Genomic DNA, 22480 nt, shown 5'->3' with positions numbered 1-22480 from the left:
CGCCGCTCATCGTGACGGCATCTGTGCTAGTCTGCTCGCCCTTTTGATTCCGGGCGCGTTCCGGGACGCGCTGTGCACGCACGGCAAGTTCCAGGGCCGTCCGCACAGCGGAGCAGTGTCATGTCCGAAGTAAACCTGTCCACCGACGAAACCCGCGTCAGCTACGGCATTGGCCGTCAGTTGGGCGACCAACTGCGTGACAACCCGCCACCGGGCGTTAGCCTGGACGCGATCCTGGCTGGTCTGACCGACGCGTTCGCCGGCAAGCCAAGCCGTGTGGGTCAGGAAGAAATGTCCGCCAGCTTCAAGGTGATTCGCGAAATCATGCAAGCCGAAGCTGCAGCCAAGGCTGAAGCCGCTGCTGGCGAAGGCCTGGCTTTCCTGGCTGAAAACGCCAAGCGCGAAGGCATCACCACGCTGGCTTCCGGCTTGCAATTCGAAGTGCTGACTCAAGGTGAAGGCGCCAAGCCGACTCGTGAAGATCAAGTGCGCACTCACTACCACGGCACTCTGATCGACGGCACTGTGTTTGACAGCTCCTACGATCGTGGTCAGCCTGCAGAATTCCCGGTTGGCGGCGTCATCGCTGGCTGGACCGAAGCCCTGCAACTGATGAACGCCGGCAGCAAATGGCGTCTGTACGTGCCGAGCGAACTGGCTTACGGCGCTCAAGGCGTTGGCAGCATTCCGCCGCACAGCGTACTGGTATTCGACGTCGAACTGCTCGACGTTCTGTAATCCCTGTAACTCTGTAGGAGTGAGGCTTTACCCGTGAAAGCATCAACTCGGTTTCGAACTCAAACCGAGTCGCCTGCTTCGCGAGCAAGCTTCGCTCCTACAGAGGTTTCAGCGTTACTCATAGTTCGATCTTGTGATGCAACTCATTCGTCGGGCGCAATGCCCGGGCATAGCAGAATAGAAACAGATTGCGCACCAGTTCCTTGAGCACCACCGGCTCGCTGGAACTCAGGCCGTTGACGTCCAGATCACCCTGATCCTGTAGCTCGTTCAAGGCTTCTTCTTCAAGCACCGCACAGACTTCCCCGGTTTCCCGATGCAGGATTCTGAGATAGGGATGTGGGCGGTCCAGCCAGGCATCGATCAAATAAGTCATGAGTCTCATCTCCATTGATGGGTTTCAATGAGAATAATTCTTATTCGTCAAATAGCAAGGGTCTATTGGCGATTTGTGTTTTTTCTGCGGGGGAATTGCTGGGCGTCAAAACGACTGGCGTTTGGCTGCCGCGCGGGAATGCTGGGTGATGCGGGGAAGGGCGAAGCACCATCCCACGCCAGGCGCGGGATGGAATACAGCAGATTCAGACTTTTCTGACGAACTCGGATTTGAGTTTCATCGGGCCGATGCCGTCGATCTTGCAGTCGATGTCGTGGTCGCCATCGCACAGGCGGATGTTCTTGACCTTGGTGCCGACCTTGACCACCAGCGACGTGCCTTTGACCTTGAGGTCCTTGATCACGGTGATGGTATCGCCGTCCTGCAGGACATTGCCGACCGAATCCTTTTTCACGGTGTCATCGGAGGCCGCTTCGGCTTCGCCGCTGGCGGACCACTCGTGGGCGCACTCCGGGCAGATCAGCTGTGCGCCGTCTTCATAGGTGTATTCGGAATTGCATTTCGGGCAGGGTGGCAACGTGCTCACTAAAGCTCCTTGGATTCAGGATGGCTAAAAAGCGCACATTATATAGGGTTTATGCGGGGGAGGGGTGACACATGATTTCGTAGGAGCGAGGCTTGCCCGCGAACGCGGTGTATCAGTCACATTAGTGTCGACTGGTAGATCGCGTTCGCGGGCAAGCCTCGCTCCTGCAGGGGGCGGATCAGTGCGTACGGGCGACCGCAAACTCGCTCAATTCCACCAATGCATCGCGGTATTCGCTGGCGGGCAGGGCGTCGAGGCACTTGATCGCACGGGCTACGTAATCGCGGGCCAGTTGCGCGGTGTAATCCAGCGAGCCGGAAGCTTCAACGGCTTCGCGAATGCTTTCCAGATCTTCGATGCCGCCTTTCTGGATCGCCTGACGAACCAGTGCGGCCTGCTCTGGAGTGCCTTCGCGCATGGTGTAGATCAGCGGCAGCGTCGGTTTACCTTCGGCCAGATCGTCACCGACGTTCTTGCCCAGGGTTTCGGCGTCGCCACGGTAATCCAACAGGTCGTCGACCAATTGGAACGCCACCCCCAGGTGATCGCCGAAGGTGCGCAGTGCTTCGCTCTGTTCCGGCGAGGCACCGGCCAGGGCCGCGGCACTGTGGGTCGAGGCTTCGAAGAGCATCGCGGTTTTGCCGCGGATGACTTCCATGTAGGTTTCTTCCGTGGTGCTGGCGTCGCGGACCTTCGACAGCTGCAACACTTCGCCTTCGGCGATGATGCGCGTGGCTTGCGAAAGGATCTTCATCACCGGCATGGAGCCCAGTTCGACCATCATTTCGAAAGAACGCGAATACAGGAAGTCGCCCACCAGCACGCTCGGTGCGTTGCCCCACATCGCGTTGGCGGTCGAGCGGCCACGGCGCATGCCGGACATGTCGACGACGTCGTCGTGCAGCAGGGTGGCGGTGTGCAGGAACTCGATGGTCGCGGCCAGCAGGCGCAGGTCATCGCCTTCGCGGCCGAGTGCCTTGCCGCACAGCAGCACGAGCAACGGGCGCAGGCGTTTACCGCCAGCCGAGGTAATGTAGTCGCCGATTTTCGATACCAGCGGCACTCGGGAAGTCAGCTGTTTCTTGATGATGCCGTCGACGGCGCTAAAATCGTCCGCCACCGCGCGGTAGAAAGCTTGGGGTTGCATCAGCGACAGTTGCTCCAGAAGGGTTGCGCGGCATGCTAGGACCCACGTCGGCGGGTGTCAAGGCGCGATAGACGGCCACTTGCAACGCTCAAGCAGCTTGCGTACAATCGCGCACCCTGAACTTCCTGGGCAGCACCTGCCTTACGCAATTGCAAACAGGCCTTCCAGCCTTATGCAGCCATGCCAGCCAATACCTCTTCTTATAAAGAGCTGGGTGAGCAGGATTATCGGAGAAATACCATGTCTTATGCAGTAATCGTTACTGGTGGCAAGCAGTACAAAGTTGCTCCAGGTGAATACCTGAAGATCGAAAAACTGGAAATCGCTACCGGCGAATCCGTTACTTTTGATCGCGTTCTGTTGGTTGCCAATGGCGACGACGTGAATATCGGCGCTCCAGTTGTTCCTGGCGCTACCGTTGTGGCTGAAGTGATCTCCCAAGGTCGTCACGATAAAGTCCGCATCATCAAGTTCCGTCGTCGTAAGCACCACATGAAGCGTATGGGCCACCGCCAGTGGTACACCGAGATCAAAATCACCGGTATTCAGGCTTAATTTCAGCCTAATTCCTCACTAGGAGAATTGAACTCATGGCACACAAAAAAGCTGGTGGTAGTACCCGTAACGGTCGCGACTCAGAAGCCAAACGCCTTGGCGTGAAGATGTATGGCGGCCAGGTTATCATTCCGGGCAACATCATCGTGCGTCAGCGCGGCACCCAATTCCACGCTGGCTACGGCGTTGGCATGGGCAAAGATCACACTCTGTTCGCTAAAATCGACGGCGTGATCAAGTTTGAAGTAAAAGGCGCCTTCGGTCGTCGTTACGTAAGCATTGTTCCGAAGACTGACGTCGTCGCGGCATAATTACGTAGTTGCTGGAAAAGCCCTGTCTTGCGACGGGGCTTTTTCGTTTGTGGGGTGAGTCTCTTGCAAAGCTGTTTGTGATGGGCTCCAGCGCTGTATTGGCGGTCGTTGATTGAGGTCGCTGCGCTCATTTTTGCAAGAGTCTTATGTCTAGGTTTTTTCGGCTCGTCCGTATGGCGAGAGGCGTTTTGTTATGAAGTTTGTTGATGAAGTATCGATTCGAGTAAAGGCCGGGGACGGCGGCAACGGTTGCATGAGCTTCCGTCGCGAAAAATTCATTGAGAACGGCGGCCCGAACGGCGGCGATGGTGGTGATGGCGGCTCGGTCTACATGGTCGCCGACGAAAACCTGAATACCCTGGTGGACTACCGTTACACCCGGCACTTCGATGCCGAGCGTGGTTCCAACGGCGGCAGCACTGACTGTACCGGCAAGAAAGGTGAAGAGTTGGTGCTGCGCGTTCCGGTCGGCACTACCGTTATCGATTCTGCGACTCAGGAAGTGATCGGCGACCTGACCAAGGCTGGCCAGCGTCTGCTGGTGGCTCATGGCGGCTGGCACGGTCTGGGTAACACTCGTTTCAAATCCAGCACCAACCGGGCGCCGCGCCAGACTACGCCGGGCAAGCCGGGTGAGCAGCGCGACCTGAAACTGGAGATGAAGGTGTTGGCGGACGTCGGTCTGCTTGGTTTGCCGAACGCTGGCAAAAGTACCTTCATTCGCTCGGTATCGGCCGCCAAGCCGAAAGTCGCCGACTACCCGTTCACCACTCTGGTGCCGAACCTGGGGGTGGTCAGCGTCGATCGCTGGAAGAGCTTCGTGGTGGCGGACATTCCGGGCCTGATCGAAGGTGCTTCCGATGGCGCGGGCCTGGGGATTCGTTTCCTCAAGCACTTGTCGCGTACTCGTCTGCTGCTGCATCTCGTCGACATGGCGCCGCTGGATGACACCAGTGCTCCGGATGCCGCTGAAGTAATCGTCAGCGAGCTGACCAAGTTCAGCCCGTCCCTGGCTGAGCGTGATCGCTGGCTGGTGCTGAACAAGTGCGACCAGATCCTTGAAGAAGAGCACGACGCTCGCGTCAAGGAAATCGTTGATCGTCTGGAGTGGACTGGTCCGGTCTACGTGATCTCCGCGATCGCCAAGCAAGGCACCGAGCGTCTTTGCCATGACATCATGCGTTATCTGGAAGATCGTGCCGATCGTCTGGCTAACGACCCGGCCTACAAGGAAGAGCTGGCCGAGCTCGATCAGCGCATCGAAGATGAGGCGCGCGCCCAGTTGCAGGCGCTGGACGATCAGCGTGCCCTGCGTCGCAGTGGCGTGAAGTCGGTCCATGACATCGGTGACGACGATTGGGACGAAGAAGATGTGGATGACGAAGACGGTCCGGAAATCATTTACGTGCGTGACTGATTCGTTGCGATAAACTTAAGCGCCGCTCACTAGAGCGGCGTTTTAGTATCTGGAAATCGGTAGTCACGAATAACGTTACGGGCAGCGCTGGGTCGTGCTGTCCTCAAGCTAAGGTTGAAGATGATGCGGAGCAAGGTGACAGGTGCGCAGCGTTGGGTCGTGAAGATCGGCAGCGCTTTGCTGACGGCGGACGGCAAAGGCCTGGATCGCGCGGCAATGGGTGTCTGGGTTGAGCAGATGGTTGCCCTGCACGAGGCGGGCGTCGAGCTGGTGCTGGTGTCCTCCGGGGCGGTGGCGGCTGGCATGAGTCGTCTGGGTTGGACCGTACGACCCAGTGCAATGCATGAGTTGCAGGCGGCTGCCGCCATCGGTCAGATGGGGTTGGTGCAGGCCTGGGAGTCGAGCTTCGCCGAGCATGGCCGGCATACCGCGCAGATTCTCCTGACCCATGACGATTTGTCCGACCGCAAGCGCTACCTGAATGCTCGCAGTACGCTACGCGCGCTGGTCGAGCTCAAGGTGATCCCGGTGATCAACGAGAACGACACCGTGGTCACCGACGAAATCCGTTTCGGCGACAACGATACGTTGGCGGCGTTGGTGGCGAACCTGGTCGAAGCTGATTTGCTGGTGATCCTCACTGATCGCGATGGCATGTTCGACGCCGATCCGCGCAACAATCCCGACGCCAAGTTGATTTACGAGGCGCGTGCCGATGATCCGGCGCTGGATGCAGTGGCTGGCAGTACGGGCGGAGCGCTGGGTCGTGGCGGTATGCAGACCAAGTTGCGTGCTGCGCGTCTGGCGGCGCGTTCCGGTGCGCACACCATCATTGTCGGTGGACGCATTGAGCGAGTGCTGGATCGTCTCAAGGCTGGCGAGCGCATCGGCACCTTGTTGTCACCTGAGCGCGGCATGCTGGCGGCGCGCAAGCAGTGGCTGGCCGGGCATCTGCAAACTCGCGGCACGCTGGTGCTGGATGCGGGGGCGGTGACGGCGTTGTCCCAAGGCAACAAAAGTTTGCTGCCAGTGGGCGTCAAGCTGGTCCAGGGCAGTTTTCGTCGTGGCGAAATGGTGGTCTGCGTGGCGCCGGACGGTCGTGAAATCGCCCGTGGCCTGGCTAACTACAGTGCTCTGGAAGCACAAAAAATCATCGGTCAGTCGTCTGAGGCGATTGTCGGTCTGTTGGGGTATATGGCTGAGCCGGAACTGGTTCACCGCGATAACCTGATTCTGGTCTGAAGGAATACCTGAATGCGTGTGGCAAAAGGATTATTGGGTTTGTTGTTCGCAATGCCACTGCTGGCCTCGGCCGAGGAAGTTGGCCAGGTGTCGACGGTGTTCAAGTTTGTTGGCCCGAACGACCGTATCGTTGTCGAGGCGTTTGACGATCCGAAGGTAGATGGCGTGACCTGCTATCTGTCGCGAGCCAAGACAGGTGGTGTGAAAGGTGGTCTGGGGTTGGCCGAGGATCGCGCCGAGGCGTCGATTGCGTGTCGTCAGGTCGGGCCGATCAGCTTCAAGGGAGAACTCAAGGATGGCGAGGAAGTGTTCAAGGAGCGCACCTCGCTGGTGTTCAAGACGATGCAGGTGGTGCGATTCCTCGACAAGAAGCGCAATACGCTGGTGTATCTGGTGTACAGCGATCGTTTGATCGAGGGCAGCCCGCAGAATGCGGTGACGGCGATTCCGATCTTGCCGTGGACGCACGCTCAATAAGTTGACGCAAGTCGAAGTGTGGGGGTGAGCAGGCTCGCTCCCGTATTTTTTGTGGTGTATTTGATAAATCGCAGGCAATAAAAAACCGACCCTGAGGTCGGTTTTTTAATGAGCGTGTCGCTTAGGCAGCAGCGGCAACGTTCAGGGCCTTTACGTGGCCATTCAGGCGGCTCTTGTGACGAGCAGCTTTGTTCTTGTGGATGATGCCTTTATCGGCCATGCGGTCGATAACTGGCACAGCCAGAACGTAAGCAGCTTGAGCTTTTTCAGCGTCTTTTGCGTCGATGGCTTTAACTACATTCTTGATGTAGGTACGAACCATGGAACGCAGGCTGGCGTTGTGGCTGCGACGCTTCTCAGCCTGTTTTGCACGTTTTTTGGCGGAAGGTGTGTTGGCCACCGTCGAGCTCCTCGAAAGACTTTTTAGGAAATAGCAAACAAAATAGGCCGCGAATCATGCCGATGAGTTGATGTCTTGTCAAGGGCGGTTGAGACGATCCGCTAAGTGGCAGGTATAGAGCGCCGGGATATTTCTTTCCGGCGTGCGACCTGTAAACTCGCGAGCTTTGGCTCTGTGCTGTTGCGGCGCGGAGTATCGCATAAGTGGGCGCGTTGTTCGCCTGCTGTTTATCGACAGGCAAAAACTCTTTCAATGAATCTGCTCAAATCGTTGGCCGCTGTCAGCTCTATCACGATGCTTTCCCGGGTGTTGGGGTTTGTTCGCGATACCCTTATCGCTCGTGCATTTGGTGCGGGAATGGCGACCGACGCCTTCTTTATCGCCTTCAAACTGCCCAATCTGCTGCGGCGGATCTTCGCCGAGGGAGCATTTTCCCAGGCCTTCGTGCCGATTCTGGCCGAATATAAAAGCCAGCAGGGCGAGGAGGCGACGCGAACATTCATTGCCTATGTCTCGGGCCTGTTGACGCTGGTGCTGGCACTGGTCACTGCGCTGGGCATGCTCGCCGCGCCTTGGGTTATCTGGGCCACGGCGCCGGGTTTCGCCACTACCCCGGAAAAATTCGAGCTGACCTCCGATCTGCTACGGGTCACTTTTCCTTATATATTGCTGATCTCCCTGTCTTCATTGGCCGGAGCGATCCTCAACACCTGGAACCGCTTCTCGGTGCCGGCCTTCGTGCCGACGCTGCTCAATGTCAGCATGATTATTTTTGCGGTGTTCCTGACACCGTATTTCGATCCGCCGGTAATGGCGCTGGGCTGGGCTGTTCTGGTGGGCGGTCTGGCGCAATTGCTGTTTCAACTGCCGCACCTGAAAAAAATCGGCATGCTGGTGCTGCCGCGCCTGAACCTGCGCGATAGCGGGGTCTGGCGGGTCATGAAGCAGATGCTGCCAGCGATCATCGGCGTTTCGGTGAGCCAGATTTCCCTGATCATCAACACCATATTTGCGTCATTTCTGGTGGCCGGTTCCGTGTCCTGGATGTATTACGCCGATCGCTTGATGGAGTTGCCATCCGGTGTTCTGGGTGTGGCACTGGGCACGATTCTGCTGCCGACCCTGGCCAAAACTTATGCCAGCCAGGATCGCCACGAATACTCGCGGATCCTCGACTGGGGCCTGCGCCTGTGCTTCATGCTGGTATTGCCGTGCGCCCTGGCGCTGGGGATTCTGGCTGAGCCGCTGACGGTTTCGCTGTTTCAGTACGGCCAGTTCAGCGCTTTCGATGCGGCCATGACCCAGCGCGCGCTGATTGCCTATTCCGTCGGCTTGCTGGGGATTATCGTGATCAAAGTGCTGGCGCCGGGGTTTTATGCGCAACAAAACATCCGGACCCCGGTAAAAATCGCGATTTTCACCCTGATCGTCACTCAGCTGTTCAACCTGGTGCTGATCGGTCCACTGGCTCACGCCGGTCTGGCCCTGGCCATCAGCGCTGGCGCCTGCATCAACGCCGGGCTGTTGTTCTATCAACTGCGCAAGCAGCAGATGTATCAGCCGCAACCGGGCTGGGCGAAGTTCGGGCTCAAACTGCTGGTAGCAGTCGCGGTGATGTCCGCGGTATTGCTGGGCGCGATGCACTTTATGCCGGCTTGGGCGGAAGGGCATATGCTGGAGCGTTTACTGCGTCTGGGCGCATTGGTGGTCGCCGGCGTCGTGGCCTATTTCGGTATGTTGCTGTTGATGGGCTTCCGTTTGCGCGACTTCAATCGCAAAGCGCTGAGCTGAGGCTTTTGCCTCGATAAACACGGGCGAGTCGGCGGTTTTGTCGGCTCGATCACTTTGGGTTACGGTGTTGCCTGTCGTCGGCCGCCGGGTGTGGTTATAATCGACCACTTTATGAGCAAGAAGCGCGTTATGCAGCTGGTTCGAGGCCTCCACAACCTGCGCCCCCAGCATCGGGGCTGTGTCGCCACTATTGGCAACTTTGACGGTGTTCACCGTGGTCACCAGGCAATCCTGGCCCGACTGCGTGAGCGTGCGCTCGAGTTGGGCGTGCCCAGCTGCGTGGTGATTTTTGAGCCGCAGCCGCGAGAATTCTTCGCCCCGGACACCGCCCCGGCCCGTCTGGCCCGCCTGCGGGACAAACTGCAGTTGCTGGCCATGGAAGGTGTCGACCGGGTGCTGTGCCTGGCTTTCAATCAGCGGCTGAGCAAACTCAGCGCCAGCGAATTCGTCGATACCATTCTGGTAGACGGTCTCGGCGTGCAGCATCTGGAGGTCGGTGACGATTTCCGTTTCGGCTGTGACCGGCTAGGGGATTTCGATTTCCTGCAACAGGCCGGTGTCCTTCAGGGGTTTACCGTCGAAGCGGCGCAGACCGTCGTACTGGACGGCATTCGTGTCAGCAGCACCCAGGTGCGTAATGCCCTGGCCGCCGCAGATTTTGCCTTGGCCGAGCGGCTACTCGGTCGTCCGTACCGGATTGCCGGGCGAGTCCTGCACGGCCAGAAGCTGGCGCGCCAGCTCGGTACGCCGACCGCCAACATACAGCTCAAGCGTCGTCGTGTGCCGCTGTCCGGGGTTTATCTGGTCAACGTCGACATCGACGGCAAGACCTGGCCAGGCGTCGCCAATATCGGCGTGCGGCCAACGGTCCAAGGTGATGGCAAAGCCCACCTCGAAGTACATCTTTTAGATTTTGCCGGCGATCTGTATGACCGGCGTTTGACGGTGGTTTTCCACCACAAGCTGCGTGAAGAGCAGCGTTTCGCCTCTCTGGAGGCGCTTAAGACGGCGATCAATGCGGATGTCGCCGCCGCCCGTGCCCTGTCGCACCTAGCGCCAATCGCTAATGAAGAGCCTTAAATGACCGACTATAAAGCCACGCTAAACCTTCCGGACACCGCCTTCCCAATGAAGGCCGGCCTGCCACAGCGCGAACCGCAGATTCTGCAGCGCTGGGACAGTATTGGCCTGTACGGTAAGTTGCGCGAGATTGGCAAGGATCGTCCGAAGTTCGTACTTCACGACGGTCCTCCGTACGCCAACGGCACGATTCACATCGGTCATGCGTTGAACAAGATTCTCAAGGACATGATCATCCGCTCGAAAACCCTGTCGGGTTTCGACGCGCCTTATGTGCCGGGCTGGGACTGCCACGGTCTGCCGATCGAGCACAAAGTCGAAGTGACCCACGGCAAGAACCTAGGCGCGGACAAGACCCGCGAACTGTGCCGTGCCTACGCCACCGAGCAAATCGAAGGCCAGAAGTCCGAATTCATCCGTCTGGGCGTGTTGGGCGACTTCGCCAACCCGTACAAGACCATGGACTTCAAAAACGAGGCCGGTGAAATCCGCGCCCTGGCGGAAATCGTCAAGGGTGGCTTCGTGTTCAAGGGCCTGAAGCCTGTGAACTGGTGCTTTGACTGCGGTTCGGCCCTGGCTGAAGCGGAAGTCGAGTACGAGAACAAAAAATCCGCGACCATCGACGTGGCGTTCCCGATCGCTGATGAAGCCAAACTGGCTGCCGCGTTCGGTCTGCCATCGCTGGGCAAACCCGCCTCGATCGTGATCTGGACCACCACCCCGTGGACCATCCCGGCCAACCAGGCCCTGAACGTCCACCCGGAATTCAACTACGCCCTGGTCGACGTCGGCGACAAACTGCTGGTACTGGCTGAAGAGCTGGTCGAGTCGTGCCTTGTTCGCTACAGCCTGGAAGGTTCGGTCATTGCGACCACCACCGGTAAAGAACTGGAACTGATCAACTTCCGTCACCCGTTCTACGATCGTCTGTCGCCGGTTTACCTGGCCGAATACGTCGAACTGGGCGCGGGCACCGGCGTGGTTCACTCCTCGCCGGCCTACGGCGTAGACGACTTCGTGACCTGCAAAGCCTATGGCATGGTCAACGACGACATCCTCAATCCGGTGCAAAGCAACGGCGTGTACGCGACATCGCTGGAGTTCTTCGGTGGCCAGTTCATCTGGAAGGCCAACCCGGCTATCGTCGACAAACTGTCGGAAGTCGGCGCGCTGCTGCACACCGAAACCATTGAACACAGCTACATGCACTGCTGGCGTCACAAAACCCCGCTGATCTACCGCGCCACTGCGCAGTGGTTCATCGGCATGGACAAAGAGCCTGCAACCGGCGAAACCCTGCGCAAGCGGGCAATCAAAGCCATCGAAGAGACCAAATTCGTTCCGGCCTGGGGGCAGGCGCGTCTGCATTCGATGATCGCCAACCGTCCTGACTGGTGCATCTCCCGTCAGCGCAACTGGGGCGTGCCGATCCCGTTCTTCCTGAACAAGGAAAGCGGCGAGCTGCACCCACGCACCGTCGAGCTGATGGAAATCGTCGCCCAGCGCGTCGAAGTCGAAGGCATCGAAGCCTGGTTCAAGATGGACGCCGCCGAGTTGCTCGGTGAAGAAGCGCCGCTGTACGACAAGATCAGCGACACCCTCGACGTCTGGTTCGACTCGGGTACCACGCACTGGCACGTCCTGCGCGGTTCGCACCCGATGGGCCACGAGACCGGTCCGCGCGCCGACCTGTACCTGGAAGGCTCGGACCAACACCGTGGCTGGTTCCACTCCTCCTTGCTGACCGGTTGCGCCATCGACAACCACGCGCCATACCGCGAATTGCTGACCCACGGCTTCACCGTCGACGAATCCGGTCGCAAAATGTCTAAGTCCTTGGGCAACGTCATCGCGCCGCAGAAGGTCAACGACACCCTGGGCGCCGATATCATGCGTCTGTGGGTTGCTTCTACCGACTACTCGGGTGAAATGGCGGTTTCCGAACAGATCCTGCAACGCAGTGCGGATGCCTACCGGCGCATCCGTAACACCGCGCGCTTCCTGCTTTCCAACCTGACCGGTTTCAACCCGGCCACCGACATCCTGCCGGCTGAAGAAATGCTCGCGCTGGACCGTTGGGCCGTGGACCGCACGCTGTTGCTGCAACGCGAGTTGCAAGAGCACTACGGCGAATACCGCTTCTGGAACGTCTACTCCAAGATCCACAACTTCTGCGTGCAGGAGCTGGGCGGTTTCTACCTCGACATCATCAAGGACCGTCAGTACACCACTGGCGCCAACAGCAAGGCCCGTCGTTCGGCGCAAACCGCGCTGTACCACATCTCCGAAGCGCTGGTGCGCTGGATCGCGCCGATCCTGGCGTTCACCGCCGACGAGCTGTGGCAGTACCTGCCGGGCGAGCGTAACGAGTCTGTGATGCTCAACACCTGGTACGAAGGCCTGACCGAATTGCCGGAAGGCTTCGAGCTGGACCGCGCCTACTGGGAGCGGATCATGGCGGTGAAGGTCGCGGTCAACAAGGAAATGGAAATCCAGCGCGCGGCGAAGGCCGTCGGTGGCAACCTGCAAGCCGAAGTGACGCTGTTCGCCGAAGATGCGCTGAGCGCCGATCTGGCCAAGCTGAGCAACGAATTGCGCTTCGTGTTGATTACCTCGACTGCTACCGTGGCGCCGTTCGTTCAGGCTCCGGCCGACGCAGTGGTCACCGAAGTCGGCGGCCTGAAGCTCAAAGTGGTCAAGTCGAGCTTCGCCAAGTGCGCCCGTTGCTGGCACTGCCGTGAAGACGTCGGCGTGAACCCGGAGCATCCGGAAATCTGCGGCCGTTGCGTCGACAACATCAGCGGCGCCGGCGAGGTTCGTCACTATGCCTAATGCCGTTGGCCGTTTCGGACGGCTGGGCTGGCTCTGGTTGAGCGTGCTGGTCCTGGTCATCGACCAGGCCAGCAAGTTCTACTTCGAAAGCTCGCTGAGCATGTATCAGCAAATCGTGGTGATCCCCGATTACTTCAGCTGGACCCTGGCCTACAACACTGGCGCGGCGTTCAGTTTCCTGGCCGACAGCTCCGGCTGGCAGCGCTGGCTGTTCGCCCTGATCGCGGTGGTGGTCAGTGCGGTGCTGGTGGTCTGGCTCAAGCGCCTGGGGCGCAACGAAACCTGGCTGGCAGTCGCTTTGGCGCTGGTGCTGGGTGGCGCGCTGGGTAACCTGTACGACCGCATTGCCCTGGGCCATGTGATCGATTTCATTCTGGTGCATTGGCAGAACCGCTGGTATTTCCCGGCGTTCAACTTTGCCGACAGCGCAATTTCTGTCGGTGCCGTGATGCTCGCGCTGGATATGTTCAAAAGTAAAAAGACCGGAGAAACCGTTCATGACTGAACAGGTATTGGCTGAGCAACGCATCGGCCAGAACACGGAAGTCACCTTGCACTTTGCATTGCGCCTGGAGAACGGCGACACCGTCGACAGCACCTTCGACAAAGCCCCGGCGACCTTCAAGGTTGGCGACGGCAGCCTGTTACCAGGTTTCGAAGCAGCGCTGTTCGGCTTCAAGGCTGGCGACAAACGCACCCTGACCATCGAGCCGGAAAACGCCTTCGGTCAGCCCAACCCGCAAAACGTGCAGATCATCCCGCGCTCGCAGTTCAAGGATATGGAACTGTCGCCTGGCTTGCTGGTGATCTTCAACGATGCGGCCAATACTGAGCTGCCCGGTGTGGTAAAAGAATTCGATGACGCCCAGGTGACCATCGACTTCAACCACCCGCTGGCCGGTAAAACCTTGACCTTTGACGTCGAGATCATCAACGTCAAAGCGCTGTAACTGACCGAACTCGGTCCAATGTGGGAGCGGGCTTGCTCGCGAAAGCGTCCATCACATGTAACATCAATGTCGACTGACACACCGCTTTCGCGAGCAAGCCCGCTCCCACATTAAGATTTTCACTGTTTTCGAGCCTGGTATTCGAATGACAGGTGGCATTACTATCTCTTGCGCGCAAGACACGAGGCACAGCATGCAAATCAAACTCGCCAACCCCCGTGGCTTCTGCGCCGGTGTGGACCGGGCGATCGAAATCGTTAACCGCGCCCTGGAAGTCTTCGGGCCGCCGATCTACGTGCGCCACGAAGTGGTCCACAACAAATTCGTCGTCGAAGACCTGCGCGCCCGTGGGGCGATCTTCGTCGAAGAGCTGGATCAGGTGCCCGACGACGTGATCGTTATCTTCAGTGCCCATGGCGTTTCCCAGGCCGTGCGCACCGAAGCCGCAGGCCGTGGCCTGAAGGTGTTCGACGCGACCTGCCCGCTGGTGACCAAGGTGCACATCGAAGTCGCGCGCTACAGCCGCGACGGCCGAGAGTGCATCCTCATTGGCCATGCCGGTCACCCGGAAGTCGAAGGCACCATGGGCCAGTACGATGGCAGCAATGGTGGCGCGATCTATCTGGTCGAGGACGAGAAAGACGTCGCTGCGTTGCAGGTAAACAACCCTGAAAGACTCGCCTTCGTCACCCAGACCACCCTGTCCATGGACGATACCAGTCGCGTGATCGACGCCCTGCGTACTCGGTTCCCGGCGATCGGCGGTCCGCGCAAGGACGACATCTGCTACGCCACGCAAAACCGTCAGGACGCGGTCAAGCAACTGGCGGATGAGTGCGATGTGGTGTTGGTGGTCGGCAGCCCGAACAGCTCCAACTCCAATCGTCTGCGTGAACTGGCTGAACGCATGGCTACCCCGGCCTATCTGATCGACGGCGCCGAAGACCTGCAAAAGAGCTGGTTCGACGGTGTCGAGCGGATTGGCATCACAGCCGGTGCCTCCGCTCCGGAAGTACTGGTGCGTGGCGTGATCCAGCAATTGCAGGCTTGGGGCGCCACCGGGGCCGATGAGTTGGCCGGGCGTGAAGAGAACATCACGTTCTCGATGCCTAAAGAGCTACGCGTCCGCTCCCTGCTCTGAATCTTCTCCTCCCGCGCACAGCGCCTGTTCAGCCTTATCGCTGCGCAGGCTGACGCGTCCGGTCCGGGACAGCACCACCTGGTGCAGGCTGACCGGTTCGCGGCTGGCGCAAATATGTACCGTCCCTGCTTGAAAGGCACCGCTGGGCAACTGCGGTTCGCCCAGGCTGCTGAACCGTACGAAATTCTTGACCGGCAGATTGCCGACAATGGGCACTCGAGCGTCGCTCTGTTGCTCAACCAGCAGCGGATTACTGCTGTCCTCCGGGCCTTTACCGCTGACATCCAGAATGATCCGCCAGCCCTGACCCCAGTCGCCGTTGATGCCGTGTATCACAACACTCTGATTGCGTGTGATAGCAGCGGTTCTGGCATTACGCATACCACTGATAATCGACTGCGCCGCCTGCTCCCGATGGTTCGATTCTGTCAGTGCGGCGAACGCCGGGCTGACCAGTTGCAGAACAATCCCGACAATTGTCAGTCCCATGAGCAGTTCGATCAGGCTGAAGCCTTGCTGATGCATGTCATTTCCCTCCCTGGAGTGCTGCGGCCCGCACGATCCCTGCGCGAGTAATGGCAAAACAACCGTACATCCGCCGGTCGAATGTTCTAGCGTGTAGAAGCAGGTATAGCCGACGGCAACGGAGGGCACCGATGGATCATCGTACAAAAGGTTTCACGCTGATCGAGCTGCTGATTGCGCTCGCCGTGTTTCTGATCCTGATCAGCCTGGCTGTTCCGGCGTTTACCCGCTCGGTGCAAAGCACCAAGGCCGACACCGAGATCGGCGACCTGCAGCACGCGCTCAATTACGCCCGGCTTGAGGCGATCGACCGGGGCATTACCACCCGGGTTCGCCCGACAGCAGGCGGCAGTGTCTGGACCGGCGATCTGACCGTTTATGACGGTATTGGCAATTCGGCCAATGTATTGCGGGTTGTTCCAGCGATGAGCAGTGGTGCAACTCTGACGCTAACCTCAGGAGTGACCGCCATTGATTTCAACAACCTGGGCGGTTTGTCGGCGCCGTCCACGGCAGTCGTGATCAGTTATGTACTGGGGGCACAGAGCAGGACGCTGAATGTGTGTTTGAACGGACGAATTCTATTGGGTGGAAGTTGCGGATGAGGGGTTGGAGCAAGCGCGCACAGGAGGGCATGACGCTGATCGAGGTACTGGTCGCGTTATTGGTTCTGGCCGTGGGGTTGTTGGGCGCGGCGGCGATTCAGCTCAATGCGCTGAAGTACACCGATAGCTCGCGGATGACCAGCCAGGCGAGTTTTATCGCCTACGACATGATGGACCGCATTCGCGCCAACTCCGGCGCCGATTACACCGTCACGCCACCGACCTCGGGCAACCTGAGCGTGGCCCGGGATCAGGACCTCTACGACTTCACCACCAATATCGTCAATTTCGGCGGCGCCACGGCCACCGGCAGCATTACCCGCAACCAACGGGTGTACACCATTACCATTACCTGGGATGACTCACGGGCCGCCAATACCGCCGACTCACGCCGCAGTTTCGTCCTCACCAGTCGCGCCACCGTTGATCCGGCGACGACACCATGATCAGAGCCAGCAAAGGTTTCGGCCTGATCGAATTGCTGATAGCCCTGGCGTTGAGTCTGGTCGTGGTTCTGGGCGTGGCGCAGATCTTCATCGCGGCTAAAAATACCTACGTCAGCCAGAACACTGCCGCCGGCATGCAGGAAGATGCACGGTTCGTCCTGAGCAAAATGATTCAGGAAATCCGCATGGTTGGCATGTTCGGTTGTCTGGGCACGATTATCGACGCCAGCTCGGCAGGGAGTTTCAGTGCCAGTCAGATCACGCCGATCAGTTGGGACAATGCCAACCTCAAATTAACGCTCGTCACCGCCGATGTCGGTGGCAGTGGCGGGGTGCCGACCTGGACAGTAATTTCCGACTGCCGCAACACCGCGACGGCTTACACGGGGGCACGAACGCCGACGTCTGGGCTGTTGGCATTTCCGATCCGGCGATTGGTCTACAGCTTCAGCAACAACCAGCTGCTGATGGGCTCCGGTGCCGGCACGCCGACGCAGCAGGTGCTGGTGAACAATGTCAGTGCGTTCAATGTGAGCTTCGGCCTCGCCAGTTCAGCCACGGATACGGCCGCCTCCAGCTACAGCAGCAACCCATCCGATCCGGCACGAATCCGTAGTGTGCGACTCACGCTAACGCTGAGCGACCCGAACGACCGGGTACACGAACAAACCTTCAACGTGGTTGCCGCCTTGCGCAACCGGTTGCCATGAGGGCAGGGCTGATGAGTATTGCTCCCATGACCCCTCACGCCCAGCGCGGCATGGCGCTGTTGGTCAGCCTGGTGTTTCTCCTGGTGCTGACGTTGATCGGGCTTTCATCGATGCAGAGCGCCACGTTGCAGGAAAAAATGGCCAGCAGCGTGATCCTGCGTAACCAGTCCTTCCAGGGCGCAGAAGCGGCGTTGCGCGTCGGCGAAAGCGCGGTGCAACTGGACACCTATTCATTGCCGGTTTGCAGCGGTACCAGCCAATGCGCGCCGCCGGCCGAGGCGTCGGTCATCACCGCCGCCGGGTTCAACTCCACGTCGGGGGTGACCTGGATCGCCTCTGGCAACGGCTTTTTCGGAGTGCAGAACATCGGCACCACCCTGACGGCCGTGAACGTACCGAGCAACACGTCGGCAACGCTGTACCGGGTGACCGCCGTGGGCATCGCGGGCAATTCGCGCAGTGTGGTGGAGAGTATCTATGCGAAGTACTGAGACCCTTACAGGCTGGCGCCATTGGTTGTTGCAGTTGTTCTGCGGCGCGGCGTTGGGCCTTTATCTGGCAGCGCCGGCTTACGCCTTCACGCCCTCGGATTCGCCGCTGTTGAACGCCGCCGCCGTGGCCCCCAATGTAATGCTGTTACTCGACGACTCGAAGAGTATGAACAGCATTATCTGGGCGGCAGGCTTCGACCCGACGGTCGCACGCCCCCCGGTGACTATTTGCCTCTCCAATGGTTCGTGCAACAAAGGCCGTGAGCTTGGCGTGGCCGATGGCAATATTCCCTTGTCAAGTTTGACTCATGGAACATGCACGAAGGACGGATGGTACGGTTTTTATAAGAATAGCCTTGCCGGTCCGGATGCGCTTTGCCTGAAGCTTCCCGATCCGGTGGGGAGCGAGGACACTCTTTATACGGCGAATTACCTGTCGTATTTGATAAGCCTTGCCAACAACTCCGACCGGGATTTCACCGATGGCTCGATTCCCAATGATTACCGGATGAATGTGGCGCGCAACGTTTCCAAGACGTTGGTGGCCAGCAACCGCTCGTTACGCATCGGTCTCGCGACGTTCAATCTGGCGGTCGGCAACCATAAGAATGACGGCGGTTATATCGTTCGTTCGGTCAGTGACTTGTCGGCCGTCAGCGGCACCGTGAGCCAGGCTCAGGCCGATGCCAACTACAACGAATTGATCGCAGGGATCGACGAACTGAGCGCGCAAGCCAATGCGCCGCTGGCGGAAGCCTATTACGAGATCACCCGCTATTTCCGTGGCATGGCGCCATACAACAACTCGACACCCACCACCTACACCAGTCCGATTCAGTATCGCTGCCAGAGAAATTACGGGGTGGTGATCACCGGTGGTCTGCCGACCTACGACCATACTTTTCCGACCGACGATCCGCTGGATGACAGCCGGTTACCGAACTGGGACGGGATCAGCAGTAACGATGGTGCCAACCGCTTCGGCGACAATGAGGGCGATACCCTGTTCCTGGATGACATCGCCAAGTTCGCCTACGACATCGACATGCGCTCCACGGGAACCGATGCCGCGGGTAAGAGCTGGAACGCGGTGGATTTTCCCAGGCAGAACATGAATACCTACACCGTGGGTTTCGCCGTCACTAATCAGATGTTGTCGGATGCCGCCAGCTATGGGCAGGGCAAGTACTACCAGGCGACCGACGGCGCGGGATTGAACAGCGCATTGTCTTCGGCCCTGAGCGACATCACCGCCAAGGCCGGCTCAGGTGGCAGCGGCGTTGCCAGTGGCACCACCCTGACCAGCAACTCAGCCTACTTCCAGACCACCTACGACCCCATGGACTGGCGGGGTACCATCAAGTCCTTTGGCTTCACGTCGACGGGCGCGGTGGACACAGCCGCGGTGCTGTGGACGACCGATACCACCATCGTGCCCGGCGCCACCGCGCCGACCTATCAGTCCTGGAACACGCAGACCAACGCCGCTGTCACCCTGGCCTACAGCAATTTCTCCCCGGCCCAGCAGACCTCCCTCAGCCAAAGCTTGCCCACCGGCATCACCGGCAGCGATCTGGTGGAGTGGAGCAAGGGCACCCACAAAACCGGGTTGAAAACGCGCAGCGTATTACTGGGCGACATCATCAATTCGCCACTTGTGCTGGCCGCGCCCACGGACCAGACCGCGTCCGATCTGGTGGGCGACACCACCTACAGCACCTACCTGACCACTAAAGCCGCCAATATGAATGCCAGCCTGGTGGTGAACGCCAATGACGGCTTTGTAAATGTCATCAACCCGGCCAACGGTGTCAGGCGTTATGCCTACATGCCTTCCAGCGTGCTGCCATCATTGCGCTACATCGCTGATCCCACCTACATCAACGGGGTGAGCCACAAGTTTCTGGTCGACGGCCAGGTCGGTGTATTCGATGCCCAACTCAACAGTGCCTGGAAAACCCTGGCGATTGGCGGAACAGGGGCGGGCGGCAAAACGTTCTATGCGCTGCAACTGTTCGACGCCTCGGCCGGCAACGTGACTCAAGCGCTCTGGGAAATCAGTGCACCGGCCACGGCCAGTACGGCGAACGTTTTCAATGATCTGGGTTATGCCTATGCACGCCCGGAAGTGGCACGCTTGGCCGATGGGCGCTGGGCTGCGTTCATCTCCAATGGCTATGGCAGCAACTCCGGGGTGGCAGCGCTGTATGTGGTGGATATCCGCGACGGCTCGCTGATCAAAAAAATCGTGGTCGACAGCACGGAAACCACCAATGGCCTGTCGTCGGTGAAGCTCAGGGTCAACTCGCAGAATGTGGTGCAGGCCGCCTATGGGGGGGACTTGAAAGGGCGGTTGTGGAAGTTCGATTTGAGTGGCACCACCGCCGATACCTGGGGCGTAGCGTTTTCCGGCAAGCCGTTGTTCACCACGGCGGGCGGCGCGACCCAGCCGATTACCGTGCAACCGTTACTGGCGGATCATGCATCGGGCGGCAAGCAAGTGTTTTTCGGCACTGGCAAATTGAATGAGGCCGCCGACAAGACCAACAAGGATCTCCAGGCGTTCTACGCAGTATGGGATGCAGAAGGAGGCTCGGGTCAAATCACGGTGTCCAGCTTGCAGGCGCAGGCGGTGACCGGCGTTTTTTCGGGCAGCGCCGGGCAATTCATCACCACCAGCCAGAACGAAGTGACCTACCCGGCAAAGAAAGGCTGGTACTTGCCGCTGATATACAACAATGCGCTGACGGGAGAGCGGGTGATCAATCAGGCCACTTTAGTCTCGGAGCGAATCGTTTTTACCACGGCCAGTATGGACACCACGGACCCCTGTGCCGGCTTCGGCAGCGGCAAACTGGTCGAACTCGATGCGTTCAGCGGTAAGATGCTCAATTACGCGGTGCTCGACACCAATGCCGACGGGGAGGTGGACAGCACTGACACGATTTCCAGCGGGGTGATCTTCACCGGCGGTATCCCGACCCTGAACGCGGTCGTCAATGACGCAACCGGCAAGGTTGTGAACGACTCCAGTGGCGGCATCAGCACTGTGGTGGAAAAATCCGGTGGCGGCAGCGGCCGTCGCATCATGTGGCGACAAATACAGTAAGTGAGAGTTGAGGCATGCGCAGATCCAACCGAGGTTTTACCCTGATCGAAATCATGATCGTGATTGCGATCATCGGTATCGTTATCACCATTGGCTACCCGAGTCTCACCGAGTACGTGAAAAAGGGCCGCCGCACTGAAGTTGCCGGGTTGCTTTCCGAGCAGGCGCAGATCCTCGAGCGTTTCTATTCGAAAAATAACGTCTACACCAATGCCACCGGTCTGAGCAGCGGCAATGATTTCTATACCATCACCCCGACCCTGACCGATCAGACCTTCCTGCTGACGGCCACACGCAAGGCCGGTTCGACCATGGCGAGCGACAAGTGCGGTGATTTCACCCTCACCAATACCGGTGTCAGGAGCATGGTCAATGCCACGTCCGGCCTGACCACCAAGGATTGCTGGGGTCGCTGAGTTACTTTTTCGGGTGCCTTTTGCGCCCTCTGTCTATTGAACGGTTGGATCAGAACATGAGCAGGCAACAGCAAGTGGTGATTGTCGGTGGCGGGGTGATTGGTCTGCTGACGGCGTTCAATCTCGCGTCCGAAGTGCAGAGCGTCGTGCTGCTGGACCGTTCGAATGTCGGTCAAGAGTCGTCCTGGGCCGGTGGTGGAATCGTTTCGCCCCTCTACCCATGGCGCTACAGCCCGGCGGTCACTGCGTTGGCTCATTGGTCCCAGGATTTTTATCCACAGCTGGCGGAACGCCTGTTCGCCGCCACGGGTGTCGATCCAGAAGTGCACACCACCGGGTTGTACTGGCTGGACCTGGATGACGAAGCCGAAGCGCTCGCCTGGGCCAAGCGGGAAAATCGTCCGCTGCGGGCTGTGGATATCTCTGCGGCACACGATGCGGTGCCGGTATTGGGCACCGGATTTTCGCGGGCGATCTACATGGCCGATGTGGCCAATGTGCGCAATCCACGGCTGGTGAAGTCCCTCAAGGCAGCGTTGCTGGCGCTGCCGAACGTGACGATTCATGAGCAGTGCGAGGTCAGCGGGTTTATCCGCGAAGGTGCTGCGGTGGTCGGGGTACAGACGTCGATGGGGACCATTGCGGGTGATCAGGTGGTTTTGACGGCAGGGGCCTGGAGCGGTGACTTGCTGAAAAGCCTGGGCCTGGAGTTGCCGGTCGAACCGGTCAAAGGCCAGATGATTCTCTACAAATGCGCAGCGGATTTCCTTCCAAGCATGGTTCTGGCCAAGGGGCGTTATGCCATTCCCCGGCGCGACGGGCACATTCTGATCGGCAGTACGCTGGAACATGAAGGCTTCGACAAGACGCCGACCGACACTGCGCTGGAAAGCCTGAAGGCCTCGGCGGTGGAATTGATTCCGGCGCTCGCGGATGCCGAGGTGGTGGGGCATTGGGCCGGGTTGCGGCCAGGGTCGCCGGAAGGGATTCCCTATATTGGCCGGGTGCCCGGGTTTGATGGTTTGTGGCTCAACTGCGGGCATTACCGTAATGGGTTGGTGCTGGCGCCAGCCTCGTGTCAGTTGTTTGCGGATGTCATGCTGGGCAGGGCGCCGATTATCGATCCTGCGCCGTATGCTCCAATCGGGCGGATCTAGCCGCAGCGTTTTACCGC

The 22480-nt window shown here is 59.1% G+C and carries 24 protein-coding genes; 19 read left to right on the top strand and 5 right to left on the bottom strand.

Translation table 11 applies throughout. From position 1 onward, the window contains the following. The first annotated feature begins 120 nt into the window (after window positions 1-120). Window positions 121-738 carry an FKBP-type peptidyl-prolyl cis-trans isomerase gene (locus tag PSH97_RS24055; protein ID WP_007901858.1) on the top strand — a complete coding sequence of 206 codons (618 nt, stop codon included), beginning with the start codon at window positions 121-123 and terminating at the stop codon, window positions 736-738. Window positions 739-856: 118 nt separating this feature from the next. Here the strand turns inward: PSH97_RS24055 and PSH97_RS24050 are convergent, their stop codons facing one another. The 3 genes from PSH97_RS24050 to PSH97_RS24040 form a co-directional block, all read right to left on the bottom strand. Continuing rightward, window positions 857-1114 (bottom strand): PA4570 family protein, encoded by a 258-nt coding sequence (locus tag PSH97_RS24050; protein WP_030129462.1) that lies wholly within the window; start codon window positions 1112-1114, stop codon window positions 857-859. 205 nt (window positions 1115-1319) lie between these two features. Then, window positions 1320-1661 (bottom strand): zinc ribbon domain-containing protein YjdM, encoded by a 342-nt coding sequence (locus tag PSH97_RS24045; RefSeq protein WP_010467527.1) that lies wholly within the window; start codon window positions 1659-1661, stop codon window positions 1320-1322. Between the two features lie 178 nt (window positions 1662-1839). Next, window positions 1840-2808, bottom strand: a complete 969-nt coding sequence (locus PSH97_RS24040; RefSeq protein WP_030129461.1) for a polyprenyl synthetase family protein — start codon at window positions 2806-2808, stop codon at window positions 1840-1842. Window positions 2809-3048: 240 nt separating this feature from the next. Here PSH97_RS24040 and rplU point away from each other — a divergent pair, with 240 nt between their 5' ends. The 5 genes from rplU to PSH97_RS24015 all read left to right on the top strand — a co-directional run bounded on the left by rplU (window position 3049) and on the right by PSH97_RS24015 (window position 6810). Beyond that, on the top strand, window positions 3049-3363 hold the full coding sequence (rplU, locus tag PSH97_RS24035) for a 50S ribosomal protein L21 (protein ID WP_007901869.1): 315 nt from the start codon (window positions 3049-3051) through the stop codon (window positions 3361-3363). Window positions 3364-3398: 35 nt separating this feature from the next. Then, the gene (gene rpmA, locus PSH97_RS24030) at window positions 3399-3674 is read left to right on the top strand and encodes a 50S ribosomal protein L27 (protein ID WP_007901871.1); all 276 of its coding nucleotides are present in this window, start codon (window positions 3399-3401) and stop codon (window positions 3672-3674) included. A 193-nt stretch (window positions 3675-3867) separates the two neighbouring features. Then, on the top strand, window positions 3868-5091 hold the full coding sequence (cgtA, locus tag PSH97_RS24025; RefSeq protein ID WP_007901876.1) for an Obg family GTPase CgtA: 1224 nt from the start codon (window positions 3868-3870) through the stop codon (window positions 5089-5091). A 123-nt stretch (window positions 5092-5214) separates the two neighbouring features. Further along, window positions 5215-6333, top strand: coding sequence for a glutamate 5-kinase (gene proB, locus PSH97_RS24020; protein WP_038981484.1), 1119 nt, complete (start codon window positions 5215-5217; stop codon window positions 6331-6333). Between the two features lie 12 nt (window positions 6334-6345). Beyond that, a complete protein-coding gene (locus PSH97_RS24015; protein WP_305446964.1) occupies window positions 6346-6810 on the top strand; it encodes a CreA family protein in 465 nt (154 codons plus the stop codon). A gap of 121 nt (window positions 6811-6931) precedes the next feature. Here the strand turns inward: PSH97_RS24015 and rpsT are convergent, their stop codons facing one another. After that, complete coding sequence (gene rpsT / locus PSH97_RS24010) at window positions 6932-7210, bottom strand: 30S ribosomal protein S20 (protein WP_003185593.1); 279 nt, start codon at window positions 7208-7210, stop codon at window positions 6932-6934. Window positions 7211-7462: 252 nt separating this feature from the next. Between rpsT and murJ the strand changes: the two genes are divergently transcribed. The 6 genes from murJ (at window position 7463) to ispH (ending at window position 15004) form a co-directional block, all read left to right on the top strand. After that, on the top strand, window positions 7463-9001 hold the full coding sequence (gene murJ / locus PSH97_RS24005; RefSeq protein ID WP_305446963.1) for a murein biosynthesis integral membrane protein MurJ: 1539 nt from the start codon (window positions 7463-7465) through the stop codon (window positions 8999-9001). A gap of 129 nt (window positions 9002-9130) precedes the next feature. Beyond that, the gene (gene ribF / locus PSH97_RS24000; RefSeq protein WP_305446962.1) at window positions 9131-10081 is read left to right on the top strand and encodes a bifunctional riboflavin kinase/FAD synthetase; all 951 of its coding nucleotides are present in this window, start codon (window positions 9131-9133) and stop codon (window positions 10079-10081) included. Further along, window positions 10082-12913: an isoleucine--tRNA ligase gene (gene ileS / locus PSH97_RS23995; protein ID WP_305446961.1), complete on the top strand. Its 2832-nt coding sequence runs from the start codon at window positions 10082-10084 to the stop codon at window positions 12911-12913. Further along, window positions 12906-13418 carry a signal peptidase II gene (gene lspA / locus PSH97_RS23990; protein WP_305446960.1) on the top strand — a complete coding sequence of 171 codons (513 nt, stop codon included), beginning with the start codon at window positions 12906-12908 and terminating at the stop codon, window positions 13416-13418. The genes ileS and lspA overlap by 8 nt, the downstream gene beginning before the upstream one ends. 7 nt (window positions 13419-13425) lie before the next feature. Then, complete coding sequence (fkpB, locus tag PSH97_RS23985) at window positions 13426-13863, top strand: FKBP-type peptidyl-prolyl cis-trans isomerase (protein ID WP_177318839.1); 438 nt, start codon at window positions 13426-13428, stop codon at window positions 13861-13863. A gap of 193 nt (window positions 13864-14056) precedes the next feature. Next, entirely contained in the window at window positions 14057-15004 is a 948-nt protein-coding gene (gene ispH, locus PSH97_RS23980; RefSeq protein WP_008008700.1) for a 4-hydroxy-3-methylbut-2-enyl diphosphate reductase, read from the top strand. Here ispH and PSH97_RS23975 read toward each other — a convergent pair. Next, the gene (locus tag PSH97_RS23975) at window positions 14981-15529 is read right to left on the bottom strand and encodes a GspH/FimT family pseudopilin (RefSeq protein ID WP_305446959.1); all 549 of its coding nucleotides are present in this window, start codon (window positions 15527-15529) and stop codon (window positions 14981-14983) included. The two genes, ispH and PSH97_RS23975, sit on opposite strands and share 24 nt — an antisense overlap. A gap of 131 nt (window positions 15530-15660) precedes the next feature. Between PSH97_RS23975 and PSH97_RS23970 the strand changes: the two genes are divergently transcribed. The 7 genes from PSH97_RS23970 to thiO are packed head-to-tail and all read left to right on the top strand — an operon-like array spanning window position 15661 to window position 22463. Beyond that, window positions 15661-16134 (top strand): GspH/FimT family pseudopilin, encoded by a 474-nt coding sequence (locus PSH97_RS23970; protein WP_305446958.1) that lies wholly within the window; start codon window positions 15661-15663, stop codon window positions 16132-16134. Further along, entirely contained in the window at window positions 16131-16580 is a 450-nt protein-coding gene (gene pilV / locus PSH97_RS23965; protein ID WP_305446957.1) for a type IV pilus modification protein PilV, read from the top strand. Before PSH97_RS23970 ends, pilV begins: the two co-directional genes overlap by 4 nt. Beyond that, window positions 16577-17290, top strand: a complete 714-nt coding sequence (locus PSH97_RS23960; RefSeq protein ID WP_305446956.1) for a PilW family protein — start codon at window positions 16577-16579, stop codon at window positions 17288-17290. Before pilV ends, PSH97_RS23960 begins: the two co-directional genes overlap by 4 nt. 11 nt (window positions 17291-17301) lie before the next feature. Then, complete coding sequence (locus PSH97_RS23955) at window positions 17302-17781, top strand: pilus assembly PilX family protein (protein WP_305446955.1); 480 nt, start codon at window positions 17302-17304, stop codon at window positions 17779-17781. Next, complete coding sequence (locus tag PSH97_RS23950) at window positions 17768-20890, top strand: pilus assembly protein (RefSeq protein ID WP_305446954.1); 3123 nt, start codon at window positions 17768-17770, stop codon at window positions 20888-20890. Before PSH97_RS23955 ends, PSH97_RS23950 begins: the two co-directional genes overlap by 14 nt. A gap of 14 nt (window positions 20891-20904) precedes the next feature. Next, window positions 20905-21306: a type IV pilin protein gene (locus PSH97_RS23945; RefSeq protein WP_305446953.1), complete on the top strand. Its 402-nt coding sequence runs from the start codon at window positions 20905-20907 to the stop codon at window positions 21304-21306. Between the two features lie 56 nt (window positions 21307-21362). Beyond that, window positions 21363-22463 carry a glycine oxidase ThiO gene (gene thiO, locus PSH97_RS23940; protein WP_305446952.1) on the top strand — a complete coding sequence of 367 codons (1101 nt, stop codon included), beginning with the start codon at window positions 21363-21365 and terminating at the stop codon, window positions 22461-22463. The last annotated feature ends 17 nt before the right edge of the window (window positions 22464-22480 follow it).

The sequence above is a fragment of the Pseudomonas cucumis genome (assembly GCF_030687935.1).
In the GTDB taxonomy this organism is placed as follows: domain Bacteria; phylum Pseudomonadota; class Gammaproteobacteria; order Pseudomonadales; family Pseudomonadaceae; genus Aquipseudomonas; species Aquipseudomonas cucumis.
This window is presented reverse-complemented; position numbering and strand designations above follow the sequence as displayed.